The organism is Xanthomonas rydalmerensis, assembly GCF_033170385.1.
GTDB classification, from domain to species: domain Bacteria; phylum Pseudomonadota; class Gammaproteobacteria; order Xanthomonadales; family Xanthomonadaceae; genus Xanthomonas_A; species Xanthomonas_A rydalmerensis.
Genome location: NZ_CP126170.1, coordinates 861,895 through 884,676 on the forward strand (window position 1 = coordinate 861,895; position 22,782 = coordinate 884,676).

Annotated in this window: 16 protein-coding genes; 6 read left to right on the forward strand and 10 right to left on the reverse strand. The window is 71.4% G+C overall.

The features are described from left to right. The first annotated feature begins 132 nt into the window (after window positions 1-132). The 3 genes from QN245_RS03665 to QN245_RS03675 all read left to right on the forward strand — a co-directional run bounded on the left by QN245_RS03665 (window position 133) and on the right by QN245_RS03675 (window position 3,143). A complete protein-coding gene (locus QN245_RS03665) occupies window positions 133-957 on the forward strand; it encodes a hypothetical protein (RefSeq protein ID WP_317844591.1) in 825 nt (274 codons plus the stop codon). A 96-nt stretch (window positions 958-1,053) separates the two neighbouring features. Further along, window positions 1,054-1,731, forward strand: coding sequence for a hypothetical protein (locus tag QN245_RS03670; protein WP_184646011.1), 678 nt, complete (start codon window positions 1,054-1,056; stop codon window positions 1,729-1,731). A 152-nt stretch (window positions 1,732-1,883) separates the two neighbouring features. Next, entirely contained in the window at window positions 1,884-3,143 is a 1,260-nt protein-coding gene (locus QN245_RS03675; protein WP_317844592.1) for an MFS transporter, read from the forward strand. 3 nt (window positions 3,144-3,146) lie between these two features. Here the strand turns inward: QN245_RS03675 and QN245_RS03680 are convergent, their stop codons facing one another. Beyond that, a complete protein-coding gene (locus QN245_RS03680) occupies window positions 3,147-4,130 on the reverse strand; it encodes an NAD(P)-dependent oxidoreductase (RefSeq protein WP_317844593.1) in 984 nt (327 codons plus the stop codon). A 276-nt stretch (window positions 4,131-4,406) separates the two neighbouring features. On the opposite strand from QN245_RS03680, the gene QN245_RS03685 reads away from it, so the two are divergent. After that, window positions 4,407-6,389 (forward strand): PEP/pyruvate-binding domain-containing protein, encoded by a 1,983-nt coding sequence (locus QN245_RS03685; RefSeq protein WP_317844594.1) that lies wholly within the window; start codon window positions 4,407-4,409, stop codon window positions 6,387-6,389. A 221-nt stretch (window positions 6,390-6,610) separates the two neighbouring features. Here QN245_RS03685 and glgX read toward each other — a convergent pair whose 3' ends face one another. From glgX to glgA, 7 genes are all read right to left on the reverse strand, one after another. After that, on the reverse strand, window positions 6,611-8,776 hold the full coding sequence (glgX, locus tag QN245_RS03690) for a glycogen debranching protein GlgX (RefSeq protein WP_184447234.1): 2,166 nt from the start codon (window positions 8,774-8,776) through the stop codon (window positions 6,611-6,613). Between the two features lie 9 nt (window positions 8,777-8,785). Beyond that, the gene (locus QN245_RS03695) at window positions 8,786-8,992 is read right to left on the reverse strand and encodes a DUF2934 domain-containing protein (protein ID WP_160969709.1); all 207 of its coding nucleotides are present in this window, start codon (window positions 8,990-8,992) and stop codon (window positions 8,786-8,788) included. Between the two features lie 14 nt (window positions 8,993-9,006). Continuing rightward, entirely contained in the window at window positions 9,007-11,622 is a 2,616-nt protein-coding gene (gene treY / locus QN245_RS03700; protein WP_317845298.1) for a malto-oligosyltrehalose synthase, read from the reverse strand. Then, complete coding sequence (gene malQ / locus QN245_RS03705) at window positions 11,619-13,586, reverse strand: 4-alpha-glucanotransferase (RefSeq protein WP_317844595.1); 1,968 nt, start codon at window positions 13,584-13,586, stop codon at window positions 11,619-11,621. The genes treY and malQ overlap by 4 nt, the downstream gene beginning before the upstream one ends. Window positions 13,587-13,737: 151 nt before the next feature. After that, complete coding sequence (gene treZ / locus QN245_RS03710; RefSeq protein ID WP_317844596.1) at window positions 13,738-15,525, reverse strand: malto-oligosyltrehalose trehalohydrolase; 1,788 nt, start codon at window positions 15,523-15,525, stop codon at window positions 13,738-13,740. 2 nt (window positions 15,526-15,527) lie between these two features. Then, window positions 15,528-17,774, reverse strand: a complete 2,247-nt coding sequence (locus QN245_RS03715) for a 1,4-alpha-glucan branching enzyme (RefSeq protein ID WP_317844597.1) — start codon at window positions 17,772-17,774, stop codon at window positions 15,528-15,530. Then, window positions 17,771-19,399 (reverse strand): glycogen synthase GlgA, encoded by a 1,629-nt coding sequence (gene glgA, locus QN245_RS03720; RefSeq protein ID WP_317844598.1) that lies wholly within the window; start codon window positions 19,397-19,399, stop codon window positions 17,771-17,773. The genes QN245_RS03715 and glgA overlap by 4 nt, the downstream gene beginning before the upstream one ends. A gap of 404 nt (window positions 19,400-19,803) precedes the next feature. Between glgA and QN245_RS03725 the strand changes: the two genes are divergently transcribed. Beyond that, window positions 19,804-20,028 (forward strand): hypothetical protein, encoded by a 225-nt coding sequence (locus tag QN245_RS03725; protein ID WP_184645986.1) that lies wholly within the window; start codon window positions 19,804-19,806, stop codon window positions 20,026-20,028. A gap of 64 nt (window positions 20,029-20,092) precedes the next feature. Here the strand turns inward: QN245_RS03725 and QN245_RS03730 are convergent, their stop codons facing one another. Then, on the reverse strand, window positions 20,093-20,467 hold the full coding sequence (locus QN245_RS03730; RefSeq protein WP_160969721.1) for a response regulator: 375 nt from the start codon (window positions 20,465-20,467) through the stop codon (window positions 20,093-20,095). 115 nt (window positions 20,468-20,582) lie between these two features. On the opposite strand from QN245_RS03730, the gene QN245_RS03735 reads away from it, so the two are divergent. Next, the gene (locus tag QN245_RS03735) at window positions 20,583-21,884 is read left to right on the forward strand and encodes a two-component system sensor histidine kinase NtrB (RefSeq protein ID WP_317844599.1); all 1,302 of its coding nucleotides are present in this window, start codon (window positions 20,583-20,585) and stop codon (window positions 21,882-21,884) included. A gap of 6 nt (window positions 21,885-21,890) precedes the next feature. Here the strand turns inward: QN245_RS03735 and QN245_RS03740 are convergent, their stop codons facing one another. Continuing rightward, window positions 21,891-22,520, reverse strand: coding sequence for a cysteine hydrolase family protein (locus tag QN245_RS03740; protein ID WP_317844600.1), 630 nt, complete (start codon window positions 22,518-22,520; stop codon window positions 21,891-21,893). Between the last annotated feature and the right edge of the window lie 262 nt (window positions 22,521-22,782).

A 22,782-nucleotide genomic window follows, 5' to 3' on the forward strand; every position in this document is an offset into this window, starting at 1 on the left:
GATGGAATGGAGACGCCGTGGAGCCCGAGTTTGTACTCGATTACCTTCAGGATCAATGGCTTAAAAGTTGGCACGGCCTCTGCTTTATCTCTTCTGCGAGCGGCGCCCCCTTGCCGCTCAGGAGGAACATCCATGATCCGTCGTAGCGCACTCGCTCTGTCCCTGGTGCTGGCCACCGCCGCCGCTGCCGCCACCGCGCAGGTGCCGGCGCCGCCCGCACCTCCCGCCCCGCCGGCGCCCGGCAGCGTCCCGGCACCGCCGCCGCCGCCCGCGGCCCCCGTCGCTGCCACGCCGGTGCGCGTGGACGGCACCGTCGAGCGCTTCATGCTCAACCCCAACGGCGACGTCGATGGCCTGTGGCTGATGGACGGCACCCAGGTGAGCTTCCCGCCGCACCTGTCGGCCGATCTGCAGGCGGCGGTGCGCCGTGGCGACGCGGTGTCGGTGCAGGGCTATCGCCTGGGCAGCCTGCCGCTGCTGCAGGCCAGCACCATCACCGCGCGTCGCAGCGGCAAGCAGGTGGTCGACCGCCCGCCGAACCCGATGACGCCGCCGCCGGCGCCTCCCGCACCGCCGGCCCTGACCCCGCTGCAGGCCGATGGCCGCATCGAGCGGCTGGTCTACGGCCCGCGCGGCGACACCGCCGGCGTGCTGCTCAGCGACGGCACCGTGGTGCGCATGCCGCCGCACGCCGCCCTGCAGTACAGCGAACTGCTGCGGCCCGGCGCGCGCCTGAGCGTCAACGGCTTCGGCGTGCTGACCCAGGTCGGCCGTTCGGTGGAAGCCACCCAGGTCGGCCGCGACCGCAATTCGCTGCAGGCCGTGTTCGCGCCGCCGGCCCCGCCTGCGCCGCCGGCGGCCCCGCCGCCGCCGGGCGCACCGGGTGCGCCGGCTGCACCGCCGCCGCCGGGCGCACCGGGTGCGCCGGCTGCACCGCCGCCGCCGGCACCGCGTTGATCCAGGCGCTGCCGCATCGCGCCTGACCCCAGCGCCCGCCGTTCGCGGCGGGCGCTGCCGGCCCCCGCCGGCTCCCCCTTTCTCCTGGAGAACAAAATGCATTGGGTCGATCCCGATTCCCTGCCGGAAACCCGCGGCACGCTCGCCCGTTTCCTGCTCAACCCCAAGGCCGACGTTGACGGCCTGCTGTTCGACGATGGCACCGAAGTGCACACCCCGCCGCACCTGTCGGCGCAACTACTGAAGGCGCTGCATCCCGGCGCCAGCCTCGGCGTGCGCGGGCTCAAGCCGCGCGGCGCCGATGTGCTGGTGGCGCTGGCGATCGATCCGGACGGGGCCGAGCGCATCGTCGATGAAGGTCCGCATGCCGGGCCCCACAAGCCCAAGCCGCCGGCCAAGCCCAAGCCCGCGCAGGACGCGGTACGCCACGCCGGCACCATCGCGCGGCTGCTGCACGGTCCGCACGGGCAGGTGCATGGTGCGCTGTTGGACGATGGGCTGATCGTGCGCTTCCCGCCGCACGCGGTGCCGGAATCGGCGCGTTGGTTGGCCGCCGGCAAGCCGCTGGCGGCGCAGGGCGAACTGCTGGAGTCCGCGCACGGCCAGGTGCTGCATGCGCAGGCGTTGGGTGCGAGCGAGGCGACGGTGCAGCCATTGGCGCCGAAACCGAAGCCGCCCAAGCCTCATCACAAGCCGTTGCACGGGCATGCGCATGATGCTGCGCCGAAGGACGGGCCGAAGCCGAAACCCAAGCCCAAGCCCAAGCCCCACTAAGTACCGAGCCGTCGCGGCGGTGTGCCCCTGGCCACCGCCGCGCCTGTGTTGCCTTCGCTCATCCAGGACTCCGTCATGCCGCCCGTCCCGCCTGCGCTGCACCACGCTTTCCTGCCTCCTTCCTTGCTTCCTTCGCTCTCGCCGGTGCGCGCATGAGTGGCGCCGATCAGCGTCAGCGCCCGCGCGGTACGCGCGCGCTGGAAGCGCTCAATTTCACCATGGCCGACGTGCAGGACGGGCTCGGCCCGTTCCTGAGCGTGTTCCTGCAATCCAAGGGCTGGTCGCTGGGCGCGATCGGCTCGGTGATGACCGCCGGCGGCATCGTCGGCATGCTCGCCACCACGCCAGGCGGCGCGCTGGTCGATGCGACCAAGCGCAAGCGCAGCATCGTGGTGGTCGGCTGCAGCATGATCCTGCTGGCCTCGGCGCTGCTGTGGTGGTCGCCGACCCTGCCCGGCGTCATCGCCGCGCAGGTGATGACCGCGCTCGCCGCGGCCGCGCTGGGGCCGGCGCTGTCCGGCATCACGCTGGGCCTGGTGCGCCAGGCCGGTTTCGATCACCAGATCGCGCGCAACCAGGTCGGCAGCCACGCCGGCAACGTGGTGGCCGCGGCGCTGGCCGGTGTGCTCGGCTGGAAATTCGGCTTCGGCGCGGTGTTCGTGCTCACCGGCTGCTTCGGCGTGCTGGCGATCGTCTCGGTGTTGATGATTCCGCGCGACGCCATCGATCACCGCGCCGCGCGCGGCATGGCCGAGGCGGACGACGACAATGGCGCCCACGTCAGTGGCTGGTCGGTGCTGCTGACCTGCAAGCCGTTGCTGGTGCTGGCCGCGGCGCTGGCGCTGTTCCACCTGGGCAATGCGGCGATGCTGCCGCTGTACGGCATGGCGGTGGTGGCCGCGCACCAGGGCGACCCGAACGCGCTGACCGCCACCACCATCATCGTCGCCCAGGCCACCATGGTGCTGGTCTCGCTGCTGGCGATGCGCCTGATCCGTGTGCGCGGGCACTGGTGGGTGCTGCTGCTGACCTTCCTGGCATTGCCGCTGCGCGGGCTGATCGCCGCCAGCGTCATCCATACCTGGGGCGTGTTCCCGGTGCAGATCCTCGATGGCGTCGGCGCCGGCCTGCAGAGCGTGGCGGTGCCGGCGCTGGTGGCGCACCTGCTGCAGGGCACCGGCCGGGTCAACGTCGGGCAGGGCGCGGTGATGACGATGCAGGGCGTCGGCGCGGCGCTGAGTCCGGCGCTGGGCGGCTGGATCGCCCAGGCGTTCGGCTACCGCGCCGCGTTCCTGCTGCTGGGCGGCATCTCGCTGCTGTCGCTGGCGTTGTGGGTGGGGATGCGCAAGCACCTGGTGACGGCGAAGCGCGACCGCGCAGCCGACGAACCGGTGCCGCCGCTGCCGGCTTAGGATTCAGCCCGGCGCGACGCCGGGCACCACCTCGCAGGCGATGCCGACCGTCGCCAACTGCGCCGCCAGCGCGTCATGCGGCGCCTGCCGGAACGCATCGCCCGGCAGCAGGCTGACCACGCGCTGCCCGGCCTGCGCCTGTTCGACCAGCAGCGCCAGGTGCGCTGCCGGATCCTCCGGCAACAGCTGGCGGCTGGCATCGCGGCGTGCCATGCCCAGTACCGCCGCGCTCACCTGTGCACCGCACAGCAATAGGTCGGCCTGGTTGAGCGCACGCAGCGCCTTCAGCGTCAGCGCGCCGGGGTCGCCGGTGCCGGTGCCGACCAGCCACACGCTGCCCTGCCGCGGTACCTCGTCGCTGCGTTGCAGGCTGTCGGTAAAGGCCTGCTCGGCGGCGTCGCGCTGGCCGCTCTGCAGCAGCGTCTGCACCGGCCCCTCCAGCACCTGCTCGAACCAGCGTCGGCGCTGCGCCAACTCCGGTAGGCGGGCACGGATCGCGGCGCGGTGGCGTGCGAACAGTTGCGCCAGTTCGGCGTAGGAATGGTCCAGTTCGGTTTCCCAGCGCTCGCGCAGGCGCCGCGCCAGCATCGGCGCCGCGCCGCTGGAGGAGATCGCGATCAGCAGCGGATCGCGGTCGATGATCGCCGGCACCTGGAACGTCGACAGCGCGGCGTCGTCGACTACGTTGACCCACTTGCGCCGCGCCCCGGCCTGCTCGGCCAACTGCCGATTGAATGCCTCGTCGTCGGTGGCCGCTACCACCAGCCAGGCGTCGTCCAGCCACTGCGGGTCGAAGGCGCCGTCGGCGCGCTGCAGGCGGCCCTGCGCCAGCCACTGCGCTACGGTGGGGTTGAGCGCGTGCGCGTACACCAGCACGTCGGCGCCGGCGTGCAGCAGCGCCTCGATCTTGCGCATCGCCACCTCGCCGCCGCCGACGACCAGCACGCGGCGTCCAGCCAGGTCGGCGAACAGGGGATACAGCGGCATGCGGACTCCTTGCTGGGGCGAGATGCGTCAGGTCGCGGGCAGGCAGGCGGCGGGGCCGCACACGGCTGCGCAGCGTTCTGTCCGCCAACGATACCGAAAGGACGATCCGATGGAGCTGTTCGGCATGGGGCGCCATCGCGTTTTTGCCATCGCGCCATCCCACCAACGGTCCGCGCCGACAGCGAATGCCCGGCCCCGCCGGCAGCGCCTCGCCGCGCAGCCAACGCGCAGGCGCTGGCGTATGATCCGCGCTCTTCGTCCTCCCGAACCGGCATCATGGATCGAGCCCGTCCGCCGCTTGCCTGGCCACGCGTGTCGGCGTGGTGTTTCCTTTTTGCGCTGCTGTGGCACGCGGAACCCACGCTGGCGCAGACCGCGCGCAAGCCGTCTGCCTACGAGCAACGCCCAGGCCACGCCGCCGCCGCGCAGCCGGCGACCGGACCCGATTTCCTGCCGCGCCTCGACAGCCGCGCGCAGTTCATGCAACTGGCGCGGGTCTACAACGCCGGCACCGCGCTGGAGCTGCCGCATCTGCTGTTCGTGATCGACCGGCAGCAGGGCGGTCGCGTCTACTACCTCAACACGCCGCGGTTCGCGCTGCACGAACCGTTCGTGCGCCAGCGCCTGGCGCCGCGCATGGGCAAGGCGGCGCTGAAGGCGCAATACCGCGATCCGCAGCGGCGCTTCCTGTTCGGCACCCTGAGCTGGCAGCAGGACCTGCCGGGCTACACCTACGAGTTCTGGGAGGGCGACCTGCTCACTGCACCGCTGCTGCAGCAGACCGATGCCGCCTTGCGCGCGTCGTTCTTCGACACGCTGCGGTTCAAGACCAACTCCACGCTGCACGAGCAACTGGCCCGCAGCGCCGGGCTGGCGTTCGTCACCCAGGAGGCGCTGCTGCGCGAGCAGCGCTTCCTGCCGTTGAATACCGGCCACGCCGAGGGGCGGCTGCGCATCGTGCGCTCGGAGGCGCAGTTCCGCACGCTGTCGCCGCGTGACATCCCAGTGCTGGACGAGGTGCCGATCGCGTTGGCGCCGGTCGCCGGCCTGGTCACGCAGCGCCCGTCCACGCTGTTGTCGCACGTCAACCTGCTGGCCAAGGGCTGGGGCATTCCCAATGTGTACGTGCGCGATGCACAGGCGGCGTTGCGCCAGTACGACGGCCGCTGGGTGCAACTGGATGTCACCCACAACGATTACCGGGTGACGCCGCTGGCGGGGCCGCCGGCGGCCGCACCCGCTGCCATCCCACGCAGCGCGGCACGCACGCTGCCGCGTCCGGACCTGCGCGTGGCCGCGCTCAAGCCGCTGGCGGCGCTGCGCGCCAGCGACAGCCGGGCATGCGGGACCAAGGCGGCCAATCTCGGCACGCTGAAGGCGGTACTGCCGCCGGCCGCGCGCGTGCCGGACGGCTTCTGCATTCCGTTCGCGTTCTACCAGGCGGCGCTGCAGCGCCTGCAGGTCGACCAGCGCCTGCACGACCTGCAGCGTCGCCCCGGCTTCGCCACCGACGCGGAGGTGCGCCGCGCCGCGCTGGCGACGCTGCGCGGCGAGATCGCCGACGCCGCGCCCGATCCCGCCTTCGTGCGTGCGCTGGAGGCGCAGTGGCGCGCGCAACTGCACGGCGCCGGCGTGTTCGTGCGCAGCTCGTCCAACTCCGAGGATCTGCCCGCCTTCAGCGGCGCCGGCCTGTACACCACCGTGCCCAACGTCACCCGCGCCGACGCCTTGGCCAGGGCCGTGCAGACGGTGTGGGCGTCGGTGTACAACTTCGAGGCCTACGAAGCGCGCGCCGCCGCCGGCCTGCCGCAGGACGCGGTGGCCATGGCGGTGCTGGTGCAGTTGGCCGCGCCCTCGGACAGCTCCGGCGTGATGATCACCCGCGACCCGTTCGATGCCGCGCGCCGCCACGTCACCTACATCTCGGCCAAGCGCGGCCTGGGCATCCGTGTGGTCGAGGGCAAGCGCCAGGCCGAACAGGTGATGTATTCGAGCTGGTCCAAGGCGGTGCAGGTGCTGAGCCGCTCGGCCGAGGACACCCAACTCGTGGCCAACGCCGCCGGCGGCGTCCGCGAGGTGCCGATCACCGGTACCCGCCAGGTGCTGACCGACGCCCTCATCGCGCGGCTGGCGAAGGTTGGCGCGATGACCAAGCAGGCCCTGGGCGGCGCCGACCAGGACATCGAGTGGGCCGTGGTCGGCGACGAGGTGGTGATCCTGCAGGCGCGGCCGTATGTGGAGCGGGGCGGGCGCCAATGAGCCGCCGTCAAGCTGTTGTCGGCGATGCTATCCGCGCGGGCGATTGCGGTGGGCCGCGGGGGCGACGAAGCGGTGCCGGGGTTCCATCGATGTCGGGTCGCGGCGCTGAAGCCGCTCCTGCGGACGACAGTTCGCGACGTTCGCCGTTTGCCGAGCTTCTGTAAAAGCGGCTTCAGCCGCGACGCGCAGCACCCGGCAGATCGCCGGGCGCTCCCATCAGATCACGCCGCCGGCGCATCCGCATTGCGGTGATGCGCGGCAGTCGACTTGTTGTCGCGCTCGGCCGCCAGCAGGGTCAGCGAGCGACCGATGCCGTGCCACTGCGCGCCGCCGGGCAGGCCGTGCTCGTGGTCGCGCTCGGCGGTGTCGATCAGCACGCGCCAGTGTTCGCCTTCCACCAGCGGCAGGGTGAATTGCACGTCCTCGACCGCGCCGTTGACGATCATCAGCAGGGTCACGTTGGACGCGGCCTGGCGCAGGCCGCTGGACGGGGCACGGCCATCCAGGCGCATCATCAGCGCGCGTGCGTGCGGGTCGTGCCAGGAGGCTTCGGTCATTTCCTCGCCGTCCGGGGCCAGCCAGGTCACGTCCTTGATGCCCAGTTCCTCGTCGTAGACGCCGTCGAAGAAACGCGCACGGTGCAGCAGCGGGTAGTGCGCGCGCAGGTGGGTCAGGCGCGAGACGAAGGCGCTGAGCTGGTGCGCGCGCGGGCCGGCTTCCCAGTTCAGCCAGGTCAGTTCGTTGTCCTGGCAGTAGGTGTTGTTGTTGCCGCCCTTGCTGCGGCCGAACTCGTCGCCGGCCAGCAGCATCGGCGTGCCCTGCGACAGCAGCAGGGTCGCCAGCATGTTGCGCATCTGCCGCAGGCGCAGGGCATTGATGTCTTCGTCGTCGGTCTCGCCTTCCACGCCGTAGTTGGCGGAGATGTTGTTGTCCGAGCCGTCGCGGTTGTGCTCGCCGTTGGCCTCGTTGTGCTTGTGCGCGTAGCTGACCAGGTCGTGCAGGGTGAAGCCGTCGTGGGCGGTGACGAAGTTGACCGAGGCGGTGGGGCGGCGGCCGCGGTGGTGGAACAGGTCGGCCGAGCCGGTCAGGCGCGTGGCCAGTTCGGCCAGCTGGCCTTCGTCGCCACGCCAGAACGCGCGCACGTTGTCGCGGAACTTGTCGTTCCACTCCGACCAGCCCGGCGGGAACGCGCCGACCTGGTAGCCGCCGGGACCGACGTCCCATGGCTCGGCGATCAGCTTGACCTGGCTCAGCAGCGGGTCCTGGCGGCAGGCGTCGAGGAAGCCGCCCTTGGGATCGAACCCGTGGTGTTCGCGGCCGAGGATGGTGGCCAGGTCGAAGCGGAACCCGTCCACGTGCATCTCCGCCACCCAGTAGCGCAGCGAGTCATTGACCATGCGCAGCGCGCCGGCATTGGTCAGGTCGAAGGTATTACCGGTGCCGGTGTCGTTGATGTAGAAGCGACGGTCCTCGGCCAGGCGGTAGTAGCTGGCGTTGTCGATGCCCTTGAACGACAGCGTCGGCCCCAGTTCGTTGCCTTCGGCAGTGTGGTTGTAGACCACGTCCAGGATCACTTCCAGCCCGGCACTGTGCAGGCGCGCCACCATCTGCTTGAACTCGGACACGGTGCGCGTGGCCATGTAGCGCGGGTGCGGGGCGAAGAAGCCGATGGTGTTGTAGCCCCAGTAGTTGCGCAGTCCCTGCTTGAGCAGGTATTCGTCGTCGACGAAGGCGTGCACCGGTAGCAGCTCCACCGCGGTCATGCCTAGGCGCTTGATGTGCTCGACCACCTCGTCGACCTTCAGCCCGGAGAAGGTGCCGCGCCAGGCTTCGGGCACCGAGGGGTGGCGCATGGTGGTGCCGCGCAGATGGGTCTCGTAGATCACCGTGCTGTCCCACGGCGTCTGCGGGCGCTGGTCCTTGCCCCAGGTGAAGGCCGGATCGATCACCGCGCACTTGGGCATGTAGGCGGCGCTGTCGCGGCGATCGAAGCTGAGGTCGGCATCCTTGTGGCCGATGGTGTAGCCGAACAGGGCCGGCGCCCATTTCAGTTCGCCGACCAGTTGCTTGGCGTAGGGATCGAGCAGCAGCTTGTTGGGATTGAAGCGGTGGCCGGCGTCGGGCGCGTACGGGCCGTACACGCGGTAGCCGTAGAGCTGGCCCGGGCGCGCGTCGGGCAGGTAGCCGTGCCAGATCTCGTCGGTGTACTCGGGCAGGGCGATGCGTTCGATCTCGCGGCCGCGGTCGTCGAACAGGCACAGCTCCACCTTGGTGGCGTGCGCCGAATACAGGGCGAAGTTCACCCCCAGGCCATCCCAGGTGGCGCCCAGGGGGTACGGCAGGCCCTCGCGGATACGCGAACGGCGGGTGAGCTTGCGCACGGGCATGAAGGATCCTTACGAAGAGGTGCTGCCGTTGCCGGCGCTGCGTCGCGGTTGCTGCGGCGGCAGCGCCTCGGCCTCGGCTTCGGCGGCCGCCTCCGCGTCCACCAGGCGTTCGGCCATGGCCCAGTGGCGGGCGGCGCGGCCGTCGGGTCGCCCTTCGGCTTCCCAGATTTCGTGTGCGAGTTGGCGGATGCGGCGTTGGCGTGTTTCTGCGTCCATGGCTTCTTGCGGAATCAGGGGGAGGCGACCAGTACGGCCACCGGGAACTCGGCGAACAGCGCCGATACCGGAATGGCCGAGGTTGTCGCGACGGCAGCATCGGCCAGCACCGGACGATACTCTGCCTGGGGCAGTGTCAGAACCGTGTTACGCCAGTCCAGCTGCGCCCGCAGCGGCGCGTCCGGCCGCAACGCCTGCGCGGCGGCGCTCAGCCGCGGTACCACCACCACCAGCGAGGCGCCCTCGTGTTCGCGCACGAAGCCGAGCACGTGCTGCGCCTGCGGGCCCTGCGCCTGCAGCGGCGTGTAGCTGCCGTGCGCGAACAGGGCCGGATGCGCGCGCCGCAGTTGCAGCAGCTGTGCGGTCAGCCAGGCCTTGACGTGGCCGCTGTGCCAGTCCTGCAGCAGCGCGCCTGGGGCGGTTGCGTCGCCCAGCCAGGCCTGACGCAGCGCGTAGTCCACCGGGCGGCGGTTGTCCGGATCCACCAGCGACAGGTCCCAGCCCTCGCTGCCCTGATACAGGTCGGGCACGCCGGGCAGGGTCAGGCGCAGGGTGGTCTGCACCAGACTGTTGAGCGCGCCGGCCGGGGCCAGCGCCGCGGCGGCCTGCGCCAGCGCCTCGCGCAGCGCGGCGCCGGCCGGCTGCAGCAGTGCGGCATCGAGCAGGGCGCGCGCACTGCGCTCGTAGTCCTCGTCCGGCCAGGTCCAGTGGGTACGCAGCTTGGCTTCGCGGGCGGCCTTGAGCTGCCAGGCGCCGATGCGCTCGGCGTAGTCGCGCAGGCCGTCGGCATCGTCCACCGCCAGTTCCAGCGGCCACGCCGCCACCAGCATCTGCCACAGCATCAGCAGGTCGCCGGGCAGCGGCGCGGCGCTGCCGGCCGGTAGCAGGTCGGCCGACAGCGCCTGGAACCGCGCCACCTGCGCGTCCCACCACGGCGCCTGCGTGCTCAGTGCGGCCAGGCGCATGCGCACGTCTTCGCCGCGCTTGTGGTCATGGGTGGCGGTGGCCAGCAGCGCGCGCGGATAGCGCTCTGCGCGCACCGCGTTGGCCGCGTGGAATTCGGCCGGCGTCAGCGCGAACACGTCCGGCTCGCTGCCCACCTCGTTGCGCGAGAGCAGCACGCCGTGGCGGTAGAAGGAGGTGTCCTCCACCGACTTGGCGTTGAGCGGCGCCGACAGCTGTTCCAGGCGCCGGCGCACGATCCGCCGCAGCGCCACCTGTGCCTTGCCCGTGCCGCGGCCGTCGCGGCTCCAGCGTTCGATCGCGTCGATCGCCGCGCACACTCGCGGTTCGGCGCCGGCACGCGCGCGCTGCGCGGCCTGGGCCAGGCGCGCCGCATCGTCGTCGTCCAGGCCGTCGGGCCCGGCGTAGGTGCGATACACCTCGAAGTGACGCAGCAAGGCCATCAGCCCGCGCGCCAGCATCTGCGGGCTGAACTCGCGGGTCAGCGGATCCAGGTGCGCGGCGGCGCCCAGCGCCTGCACGGTGCGCACGAACTCGGCCTGCAGCGAACCCTGCAGGATTTCGTCGCGCGCGGCACGCTGCTCCTGGCCGAAGTCGCCGCTGCGTCCGCTCCAGCTTCGCCACAGTGCGGTCAGCTGTTCGGCGCCGGCCGGGTCGTGCAGCACCGCGGCGACCTGGTCCATGAAGTCGTAGCCGGTGGTGCCGTCGCAGGGCCAGTCGGTGCGCAGTTGCTCGTGCGGCGCCAGGATCTTTTCCAGGTACAGGGCGATGCCGCCCGGGGCGATGCCGCGGCGGCGGCCGGCGCGATCCAGTTGCGTGCGCAGCCGCTGCACGTAGCCGGTGGGGTCGGCCAGGCCATCCACGTGGTCGACCCGCACGCCATCGAGATGGCCCTCGGCGACCAGCCGCAACGGCAGCTCGTGGACCGCGGCGAACACGTCGTTCTGCTCCACGCGCAGCGCCGCCAGCGAGGTGATGTCGAAGAAGCGGCGGTAGTTGAGCATGTCGTTGCCGACCCGCCACCAGGCCAGGCGATAGCACTGGCGTTCGATCAGCCGGTGCAGGGCGTCGTCACCCAGCCGCGCGGCGTCGTTGAGCCGCGCCGCCCAGGCAGGGCGCGCGCTGGCCGGTTCCTGGGCGATGGCGCCGTCCAGGCGGATCGGGAAACGCTGGTCGTGGTGCTGCAGGACGACGCTGCCGTCCTCGGCCACCTGCAATTGCAGCGCGCCTTCGCTCAGCGCCTGCGCATAAGGCCGGTCCAGCACCGGCAGCCACAGCTTGCCCTCGCGCCCGGGCGCGCGCCAGTCGATGTCGAACCAGCCGGCATGGCGGCTGCGCCGGCCATGGGTGAGCACGTCCCACCACCACGGATTGCTCGGGTGGGTGGCCATGTGGTTGGGCACGATGTCCAGGATCAGGCCCATGCCGTGGCTACGCGCACGCTCGGACAGGTGCAGCAGCGCCGGCTCGCCGCCGAGTTCGGGATTGACCTGGCGCGGGTCGGTGACGTCGTAGCCGTGGGTGGAGCCGGGCACGGCGGTGCCGATCGGCGACAGGTACAGATGGCTGATGCCCAGCCCGGCGTAATACGGCACCTGCGCGGCAGCATCGAGCAGGGTGAAATCGGCATGCAGCTGCAGGCGGGCGGTGGCCCGCAGGGGAATCATGCGCATGCGTCGGCTCCTTGCGCAGCGGTGGCGGTGGTCTGGCGGGTCTGCGCGAAGGCATCCAGGCGTGTAGTGAGGGTGGCAGCGGCTGCGGCCGCGTCGGGTGCCGGCAGGCGCCGGCGCCAGTTCGGATGGCCGTCGACGGTGCCGGGCAGGTTCGGTTGCTGGTCCAGGCCCAGCGCGTCCTCGGCCGGCAGCAGCGCCAGCGGCGAGGGCGTGGCGGCGACGAAGCGCAGCGCGCCCAGTTCCGGGTCGGCGGCCTGGTCCGGCGGCAGCGCCGCGGCGACCGCGTCGTCCATGTGCGCGACGTCGTCGCTGCGCGCCTGGTGGTCGGCGTGTTGCTGCGTGGCGTCGCTCAGCTGCAGGCGCCGGCGCCAGTCGATGTCCTCGCCGCGGCGCCAGCCGCGCAGGGTCGGCAGGTCGTGGGTGGTGGTGGTGGCGAGGGCGTCGCTGCGCCATTGCGCCGGCGGCAGGAACGCGCCATCGCGGTCGCGGGTGAACAGCAGCACGTCGATGCCCATCACCCCGCGCCGCGACAGCTCCACGCGGATGCCGTCCGGCACCACGCCCAGGTCCTCGCCGATCACGATCGCGCGGTGCCGCCAGGATTCCAGTGCCAGCAGGCGCAGCAGGTCGTGCAGCGGATAGCGCAGGTACACGCCGGTGGACGAGGACGCGCCGCGCGGGATCACCCACAGCCGCAGCAGGCCGAGGATGTGGTCGATACGCACGCCGCCGCGATCGCGCATCACCGCGCGCAGCAACTCGATGAACGGTGCGAAGCCGCTGGCGCGCAGCGCGGTCGGTGCATAGCCGCAGATGCCCCAGGCCTGGCCGTCGCCGTTGAAGGCGTCCGGCGGTGCGCCCAGTTCCAGGCCCTGCAGCACCGCCTGCGGCCAGGCCGCGGCTTCGGCGCCGTGCGCGTCGAAGCCGACCGCCAGGTCGGCGATCAGGCCGATGTCCATGCCGTCGGCGCGCGCCTGCCGCTGCACGTCGGCCCAACTGCGCGCGGCCAGCCACTGCGCGAACCGGTGCAGGCCCGGATCGGCATCGCCGAAGTCGCGCGCGGCAAACGCGGCGTGCGCGTGCAGGGCGCTGCCGCCATCGCGTTCGAACGCGGCCAGGTCGGCGTGCAGCGCGGCATCGGCGTGGCCGAAGTCGGCGTGCAGCTGCCGCAGCCACTGCCACTTCAAGGCAGCGGAGGCCGGCCAGTCGATCAGCGGGCGGGCCTGCGCCTCGGCGAACGCCTGCGCCAGCCCGGCCGCATCCAGCGCGCGCTGTGCGGCAGCGGCACCGAGCACGCGCGCCGGCGCCGCCTGCAGCGGATCCAGGAAGCGCCGGTCGCTGGGCGAATACGGGCTGTAATGCGCGCCGATCGGCCGCGCCGCGTGCACCGGGCTCAAGGCGATGGCATCGCCGCCGGCCGCGGCGATGCGCGTGGCCCAGGCGGCGGTGCCGTCGGCGTCGCCGATGCCGGCATCGTAGGCGCCCGGCGCCGAATACACCTGCAGCGACAGACCCCAGCGCCGCGGCTGCGCCGCGCCCACCGCGTCGGCGACGCCGAAGCAGCGCGGGGGCGCCACCGCCAGGGTGGTGCTGCGGTCGCCGTGCTGCAGGGTCCAATAGCCGGCGGCGTCGGGCGCGACGAGGCGGCCCTGCACGTCGCAGTGGCCGTGCAGCGCCTGCCCGTCTTCATTGTCGAGTCGGTATGCCGCGCCGGGGGCGGCGCCGACTTCGACCGGTGCGCCGGCGTCGGCGGTCAGCAGGGGGGGCAGCGAGGTATCGGCCTGCAGCCGGTGCAGGCTGTCGCGGCAGGCCGCGTCGTCGTGCGCGTCCAGGCCCAGCGCGTCGAGCACGTGGCGCAGGGTGTCGTCGCCGACCGTGCGCGGCGTGTCGCTGGCATCGATCCAGTCGACCAGCAGGCCGGCGGCGTCGGCCAGGGTATGCAGGGAAGTGTCGGTCATGGGGAGGGCAAACCGGGCAGCAGGGCGGAAGAAGGGAGATCCGCCGCGGTCCCGCCCGCACGCGCCGGCGGCGCGTACGCGGCGATGCGCAGCGAACGAGGCGGCCAGCGTGCGGGGTGCGCTGTCGCGATGGCGTCGCGACAGCGCGGGCTCATGCGGCGCTGCCGGATCGGTAGCGCGCGACGAAAGCGTTCGGCGGCAACTGCGCGGCGTCGTCGCCGGCGTTCTCCGCGTGCACGGTGCTGCCGGGCAGGTCCAGCGCCACCGGTGCGTCGCCGAAGTTGGCGGCCACGTGCCATTCGCCGTCACCCAGGCGCCAGCCGGCGGCGACCGCCTTCGGACCGAGGACCCGCGCGCCCAGCGCGTTGGCCTGGGTCAGTGCCGGCACCAGGTGCTGGCGGCGCAGCGCCAGCAGCGCCGCGAACCAGTCGCGCCAGCGCGCGCCGTCGCCATGGGTGGCGTCGCTGATGTCGGCGATGGAGGCCTGGAAGGTGCTCGGCGCGTTGGGATCGGGGATGGTGGCGCGCTGCTCGGGATCGGCGAAGGCGGCGAAGTGCGCGAACTCGCGGCGCCGGCCCTCGCGCACCGCCTCGTCCAGCGGCGGCGCGAAATCGGTGAAGAACTGGAACGGGGCGCGGCTGCCCCACGGCTCGCCCATGAAGAACAGCGGGATCATCGGGGTCAACGCGGTCAGCGCTAGCGCCGCGCGCAGCGCCGGTTCGCTCACCTGGGTGATCAGCCGGTCGCCGCGGGCGCGGTTGCCGATCTGGTCGTGGTTCTGCGCGAAGATCACGAACTTGTGCGGGGGCAGGTGGCCGCTGGGCTCGCCGCGTGCGTGCCCGCGATGGTCGGCCTGGCCCTGGAAGGCGAAGCCTTCGCCGAGCACCCGCGCCAGGTGCTGCGCCGGCGCATCGGCGAAGCCGGCGTAGTAGCCCTCGTGTTCGTCGGTCAGCAGCACGTGCAGGCTGTTGTGGAAGTCGTCGTCCCACTGCGCGCTGTAGCCGCGTTCCAGCACATCGGCCTGGTTGGCCTCGTTCTCCAGCACCAGGTGCACATGGCGCCCGTCGGCGACGCTGGCCATGATCGCCTCGCGCAGGGTGTCGAGGAAGGCGTTGGGCACGATCGCGTGCACCGCATCCAGGCGCAGGCCGTCGAAGCGGTACTCGTGCAGCCACATCAGCGCGTTGTCGATGAAGTAGCGCTGCACCGGCGCCAGGCGGAAGTCGATCGCCGCGCCCCAGGGCGTCGGCGCGTCCTCGCGGAAGAAGGTCGAGGCGTACTGGCCCAGATAGTTGCCGTCCGGGCCGAAGTGGTTGTAGACCACGTCCAGGAACACGCTCAGGCCCAGACCGTGGGCCTCGTCGATCAGCGCCTTGAGCTCGTCGGGATGGCCGTAGGCCGAGGCCGGCGCGTACGGCAGCACGCCGTCGTAGCCCCAGTTGTGGCGGCCCGGGAATTCGGCCAGCGGCATCAGTTCGATCGCGGTGACGCCGAGCGCAGCCAGCGTCGGCAACTGCGCGCGCAACCCGGCGTAGCCGCCGCAGGTGCCCACATGCAGTTCGTAGAACACGGTCTCGGCCCAGGGGCGGCCGCGCCAGTCGCCGTGGCGCCACGCGTAGCCGTCGGTGGCCAATACCGCGCTGGCGCCGTGCACGCCGTCCGGCTGCCAGCGCGAGGCCGGGTCCGGCACTGGCGTGCCGCCGTCGATGGCGTAGCGGTAGCGGGTCCCCGGCGCGCACGCCAGGGTGGCGGCGAAGTAGCCGTCGCCGATCGCCTCCAGCGGCTGCCGCCGATCGTCGTCGAACACCAGCTCCACGCGCTCGGCATCCGGCGCCCACAGCGCGAAGGCGACCTCGCCGTTGGCGCTCGGCCAGGCGCCGGGGCGCAGCGCCGCGCGCGGTGCGGCAGGGGAGTCGATCGATGCAGCGCTCGTGGCCATGTTCAAAAGTCCGGTTGCAGCCAAAGGGTGGACAGCGGCGGCAGGGTCAGCGCCAGCGATTGCGCATGCCCGTGCATCGGTTGCGGCAGGGTCGACAGCACGCCGCCGTTGCCTTGGTTGGAACCGCCGTAATAGCCGCTGTCGCTGTTGAGAATCTCGCGCCAGCGTCCGCTACGCGGCACCCCCACGCGGTAATCGTGGTGTACGTTCGGCGTGAAATTGCTCACCGCCAGCAGCGGCGGCGCGCCGCCGTCGCGGTCGTGGCGGACGAAGGCGAACACGCTGTTGTGGTGGTCGTCGGCGATGCTCCATTCGAAGCCTTCGCTGCTGCGGTCGCTGCGGTACAGCGCCGGCAACGCCCGCAACTGCCGGTTGAGATCGGCGACCAGCCGGGCAACGCCGCGGTGTTCGGGCTGCTGCGCCTGCGCCCAGTCCAGCGGCCGGTCGTGGTCCCAGTCCTGCCACTGTCCGAACTCGCAGCCCATGAACAGCAACTTGCGCCCGGGATGTGCCCACATGAAGGCCAGGTAGGCGCGCAGGTTGGCGAAGCGCTGCCAGGCGTCGCCGGGCATGCGCGCCAGCAGCGAACCCTTGCCGCGCGCCACCTCGTCGTGCGACAGCGGCAGCACGAAATGCTCGGAGAACGCGTACACCAGGCCGAAGGTCATCTCGCTGTGGTGGTGCTGCCGGTACAGCGGATCGCGCTGCAGGTAGCGCAGGGTGTCGTGCGCCCAGCCCATGTTCCACTTGTGGCTGAAGCCCAGCCCGCCCTGCTGCGTGGGCGCGGTGGCGCCCGGCCACGCGGTGGATTCCTCGGCGATGGTGCGCACGCCCGGGAAGCGCTGCGCGATCTCGTCGTTGAGCCGGCGCAGGAAGGCGATCGCCTCCAGGTTCTCGCGGCCGCCGTGGGCGTTGGGGATCCATTCGCCGGCGTTGCGGCCGTAGTCGCGATACAGCATCGCCGCCACCGCATCCACGCGCAGGCCATCGACATGGAAGCGCTCGATCCACTCCAGCGCGCTGCCGATCAGGTAGGCCACCACTTCCGGGCGGCCGTAGTTGTAGACCAGCGTATTCCACTCGCGATGCACGCCTTCGCGCGGATCGGCGTGTTCGTACAGGGCGCTGCCGTCGAAGCGCTGCAGGCCGTGCGGGTCGTCGGGGAAGTGCGCGCCGACCCAGTCCAGCAGCACGCCGATGCCGGCCTGGTGGCAGGCATCGACGAAGCGTGCGAAGCCGTCGGCGTCGCCGTGGCGCGCAGTGGGCGCGTACAGGCCCAGCGGCTGGTAGCCCCAGGAGCCGCCGAACGGATATTCGGCGATCGGTAGCAGCTCGATGTGGGTGAAGCCGAGTCCTCGCACGTACGGAATCAGCTCGGCGGCCAGCGCATCCCAGTGCAGCGGCTGGCCGTTGCCGTCGTGGCGCCAGGAGCCGGCATGCAGTTCGTAGATGCTCAGCGGTTGCGCGCTGCCGGCCTGGGCCTCGCGCTGCGCCAGCCAGGCCGCATCGCCCCAGGCATGGCTGTCGGCGTAGGGCACCACCGAGGCGGTGGACGGCGCCAGGGCGCTGCAGCGCGCCACCGGATCGGCCTTGCGCGGCAGCACGCTGCCGTCGGCGGCCTGCAGTTCGTACTGGTAGTGCTCGCCGCCATGCAGACCCGGCACGAACAGCTCCCAGACCCCGGATTCCGCATGCAGGCGCAACGGATGCCGGCGCGCGTCCCAGCTGTTGAAGTCGCCGACCAGCGCCACGCGCCTGGCCTGCGGCGCCCACACCGCGAAGCGCACGCCCTCCACTTCGCCCACCCGGGCATGGTGCGCGCCCAGCGCAATGCGCAGGGCAGCGCCGTCGCCGGCGGCCAGGTCCTGCAGCCAGGCCGGATCGAGTGTCGGCCCGAAGGCATACGGGTCGTCGCATTCCTGCACCGCGTCCGGCCACACGATGCGCAGGCGGTAGTGCATGGGCTGCTTCAGCTCGCCCTCGAACAGGCCGTCGGCCTGCGGGTGGGCGCGCATCCGCGCGATCAGCTTGCCCTGTGCGTCGAGCAGGCCCAGCGCCTCGGCGCCGGGCGCCAGCACGCGTACCCGAAGCGTGCCGTCGGCCTGTGGATGCGGACCAAGCCAGGCGAAGGCATCGATCGCCTCGCCACGCGCCAGCGCCTGCAGCGCAAGGCCGTCGCCGTCGTCCTCCGCGTCCGCCGCCGGGTCCCGGCCGGCGGCCGGGTCCACGGCGTGTTCCTGATCGCTCATGCGGCGGCCATGGCACTCGCAGTGGTCGGCACCGTGGCGCTGGCCACAGTCGCGACGTTGCCGGTCGCCGTCGTGGCGGTGGCGCGCTCGTACAGCGCCATGTACTTGCGCCCGGCCAACTCCCAGCCGCTGGGCCGCAGCATCGCCGCGCGGCGCATTGCCTGCAGCAGGCCCGGCAGGCGGAAGGTGCGGAACACCCGCTGCAGGCAGCGGCGCAGGCCGTCGGCCGAGGCTTCCTCGAACAGGAAGCCGGTGACGCCGTCGTCCACCGTGTCGATCAGGCCGCCGGTCGCATGGGCGATCGGCAGGCTGCCGAAGCGCTGCGCGTACATCTGGCTTAGCCCGCAGGGTTCGAAGCGCGAGGGCATCAGCAGGAAGTCGGAGCCGGCGAACATGCGCCGCGCCAGCGGCTCTTCGAAGCCGATGTGCGCGCCGACATGGCCGGGGTAGCGCCGCGCCAGCGCGGCCACCGCCTGCTCGATCTGCGGCTCGCCGCCGCCGATGATCACGATCTGGCCGCCGGCGGCGACGATCTGCGGCGCCACCTCGCAGATCAGGTCGAGCCCTTTCTGGTGCACCAGCCGCGAGACCACCGCGAACAGCGGGCCGTCGCTGTCGAGCAAGCCGAACGCCTGGCGCACCTGCGCCGCGTTCTCGTGCTTGCCCTGGATCTGGCCGACACCGAAGTGGGCCGGCAGATGCGCGTCGGTGCGCGGATCCCAGCTGGCGTCGATGCCGTTGACGATGCCGCTGAGGCGGCCGTTGGCGGCGCGCCGCGCCAGCAGCGCGTCCAGGCCGCAGCCCTGCGCCGGGCCGGTGATCTGCGCGGCGTAGCTGACGCTGACCGTGTTGACGTGGTCGGCGTGGACGATGCCCGCGCGCAGGAACGACATCTGCCCGTAGAACTCCAGGTCCTGCAGGCCGTCGGCGGGGATGCCCAGGGCACCGGCCATCGCATACGGGAACAGGCCCTGGTAGGCGAGGTTGTGGATGGTCAGCAGGCACGGCGTGCGGCCGCCGGACCAGCGCACGTAGGCGGCGGCCAGGGCGCACGGCCAGTCGTTGAGGTGCAGCAACTCCGGGGTCCAGTCCAGCCCGGCCTGGCCGCCGGCGATCTGCGCCGCGGCGTGGGACAGGGTGGCGAAGCGCAGCGCGTTGTCTTCCCAGTCGCGGCCTTCGCTGCACACGTAGGGCGAACCCTGCCGCTCGAACAGTTGCGGGCACAGCAGCACATAGATGCACAGGCCGTCGGGGCGCTCGGCCCGGCCCAGCGCGCAATCCGGCAGCCCGGCGTGGGCGGCGATGCGGCCGACGATCTCCAGCGGCCCGGTCTTGCGCAGCACCGCCGGGTAACCCGGGATCAGCACGCGGATGTCGCAGCTGCCGCGCAGTGCGCGCGGCAAGGCCGCGGCGACGTCGCCCAGGCCGCCGGCCTTGATGAAGTCGGCCATCTCCGAGGTGACGAACAGGCTGGTCCGGCGCGGCGCCGGGTGCAGCTTGACAGTCACCTCGGCGTTGCGCACGAAGCGCCCGCGTGCATCGCGGTAGCGACGGCGCGGCGCGTGCAGCACCGGATGGGTATCGCGTTGTCTGTCGGTCAGGTCGGCGGGTGTGGGGGGCGACATGGCGGTTCCGTCTGGAAAGGGGGGAGGACGGGGAACACACGGAAAGCGACTGCCGCCACGTGTCCTGGCGGACGCGCGACGTAAAACCAGAGAAGAGGCACAGCAGCGCCGAAAGGGGACGGCATTGTTGCAGTGCGATAATGCAGGAGCAAAGTACGGATTGCGCGATAAAAGAGGCGTGAAGCGCGCGCTTGTCTACGGCGAAATCGTGAGTACAGCGCATAGTGGATTCGCCGAACGTCAAGCGCCGCAGGCCTGGACCTTCCTGCATGCGCTAATGAATCGTTTAGCTTCCGTTGCCGCAGGCATGTCGCGCTTCCCGTGCGACCGTGGCGGCCACCTCCGTTGTGCGAGCTTCATGCGGTCTATGGTGCAGTGTGCTCATGACAGTCTCGAAACCGCAGATGCGCCGCGAGCTGGACGGTTTCGTCCTCGACGCGCTGCTGCGCCCACTCCCCGATGGCGTCCTGGAGCCGCAGATCCGCATCAGCGGCAATGATGGCGCGGTGCTCGGCCGGCATGCATTCGACGGGGTGTATTTCCGTGACGCGCATGCCGGCGCCTATTTCGTTGCTGAGCGCCTGGCGGCAATCCGTTCGGCACGGTACGGAAAACTGGTCTTCGCCTGACGCCGCACTCCGCTCCCGCGTCGTGTTCGAGCGCTGCGGCGACGCGCCATGGCGATCGCCTCGCTCAGGTTCCGGTCTGCAGGCGATCCAATGCCGCCAGCAGGTCGGCGCGGCGGTACGGCTTGGGCAGGAAGCCGGTGTATGCCGGCAGCATCCACGGCTCCGGCGCATGCATGCCCGAGGTCAGCAGGGCCGGGGTGTCGATGCCACGGCGGCGCAACTGGCGCACCATGCTCAGGCCGTCGCAGCGGGGCATCTGCACGTCGCTGAAGATCAACTCCACGTCCGGGTGCCGCTCCAGCACCTCCAGCGCTTCCTGCGCGGTCGCCGCCGACAGCACCCGGTACCCGTCGGCGGCCAGCATGGCCGCAGCCAGCTCTCGAATCGTTTGGTCGTCCTCCACCAGAAGAATGGCGGTGAAGGCGGAGGTGACGCGCATAATGCAGTGATCGCTTTAATAAATAATCCACTGCAGCTTCACGATGTGTCGGTGAAGCGCTGGTGACGCCCCGGCAATCCCGATATTCTCGTCCACATTCACTGCGAGACGCAGCTTGTCCACTCACGCCCACTATCGGCAGATCGTCGAACTTTCACACGACTGCATCAAGGAAGTCGGCCGCGACGGCATCGTGCGCTCGATCAATCCCCACGGGTTGGCCCTGCTCGGGGTGTCCGATCCCGCCGACATCGTCGGCCACCCTTGGGCCGAGCTGTGGCCCGAGGACATGCGCTCGCTCACTCAGGGCGCCTTTGCCGCGGCGCTGGGCAACGAGCAGCGCGAATTCTGGGCCGAGCGCCCGTCGCTGGATGGACGCCGGCGCTGGTGGCACGTGATGGTCAGTCCGCTGGCCAATGCCTCGGCGCGGGTCGAGAGCGTGCTGGTGATCAGCCGCGACGTCACCCAGCAGTACCAGATCGAGCAGGCGCTGCGCGCGCTGGGCGATCTGGCACCCATCGATGCGGAAGAGCAGCCGCTGCTGCCGGCCGATGCGGCGGCGCTGGGCCGCCACTGGCAGACCGAACAGTCGCAGCTGCGCGGGCAACTGGATATCGCCCTGGCCGCGCAGCGTGTGGCCGAGCGCGCGATGACCCAGGCGCAGAAGGGCGAGGCGATCGGGCAAATGCTCGCCGGCGTGGTGCACGACTTCAATAACATGCTGCATACCGCGATGACCTCGGTGAGCATGGTCGCCGACCATCCGCAGCGCTTGCAGCCGGACCAGCGCCGCCTGCTCGGCATTGCCGGCGAGGCCCTGCAGCACGGCGCGGGCATGACCCGGCGCCTGCTCGGTTTCGCCCGCGCGCACCCGGTCAAGCCGGTCTGGCTGGACCTGAACGCATTGGTGAGGCAGATGCATCCGCTGCTGGCGCAGGCGCTGGGTGGCGAAATGCGCTTGCAATTGATTGCATGCGACGAGGTGGCGACGACCTACGCCGATCGCAATGCGGTCGAGCAGGCGGTGATGAACCTGGCGCTGAACGCGCGCGACGCCAGTCGCCCTGGCGATACGGTGACGATCCGCTGCGGCGCGCTGGAGGTGCCGCCCTCGCGTGCGGCGGCGATGCGCCAGCCCGGCCGCTACGTGACCCTGGCGGTCGCTGACCAGGGCGAAGGCATGTCCGAGGAGGTCAAGTCGCGCCTGTTCGAGGCGTATTTCACCACCAAGCCCGAGGGCAAGGGCACCGGGCTGGGGTTGGCCCAGGTCTACGGTCTGGTGCGCCAGGCCGGCGGCTTCGTCGACGTCGAATCGGAACTGGGCCGCGGCACCACCATCACCCTGGCGTTTCCGTTCGTACCCCGGCCACTCGGCGACGACGACGAGGGCGCAGGCCCGGTGCCGGCGGCGGAGTAATCGCCGTCATCCGCCTGCGCGCGCCGGCAGTCGGTCGCTGATACGCACCGCGAAGGCCTCGCGCAGCAGTCGCAGCGCCCGTTGCTGGCGCCCGGCATCCAGCGCCGCGCAACACGATGGCGGCACCTGCACCTGGAAGTCGCGCATGCGCGCATCGATCGCAGTGGCCAGCACGCAGGCATCGGTGGCGATGCCGGTCACCAGCAGGTGGGTGGTCTGCAGCCGCGCCAGCAGCAGGGCCAGGGCCGAGCCGAGAAAGGCGGAGTGCTTGGGCTTGAGCACGTAGTAGTCCTGCGGGCGCGGCGCCAGGCACGCGGCGATCTGCGCGCCGCGCTGCGCCGGATCGGCGCATAGCGTCCACAGGCCTTCGAAGTCGGTCCGCCAGTCGGCGAAGTTGTCGTTGGCGAACAGCACCGGCCAGCCGCGGCGATGGAAGCGTGCACGAACCTGGGCGATGCGCTCGGCCACCGGCAACGCGGCGGCGGCCAGATTCACGCCGCCGGGGAAATCGAAGCGGCTGATCATGTCCACGATCAGCAACGCCGGTTGCCCTGGCTGGGTCGGTGCCTGCTTGGACGTCGATGGGCGCGGCTGATCGCCAGGGGTGTCAGTACGTCGCCGGGCCGGGTGCCGCATGCGCCGATCCTCCATTGCCGGACAGGGCTTCATGGTCGGCGCGCGCGGTGAAACCAAGGTGAGCGCGAGTGAAGACGTGGCTGAACGGATCGGCGGCCAGCGCCGCCACCGCGCCGGTGTCGCCTTCGCGAAAGCTTACTATTTAGGGTTTACATTGACCGGCGTCTTTGCCCGTCGACAGGAGAGCACGTGGTACGAACTGGCGAACATAACGAGGCGCGCGTGGCCGCGGCGGCATCCGCCGTGCCGTCCGCCCGCGGCA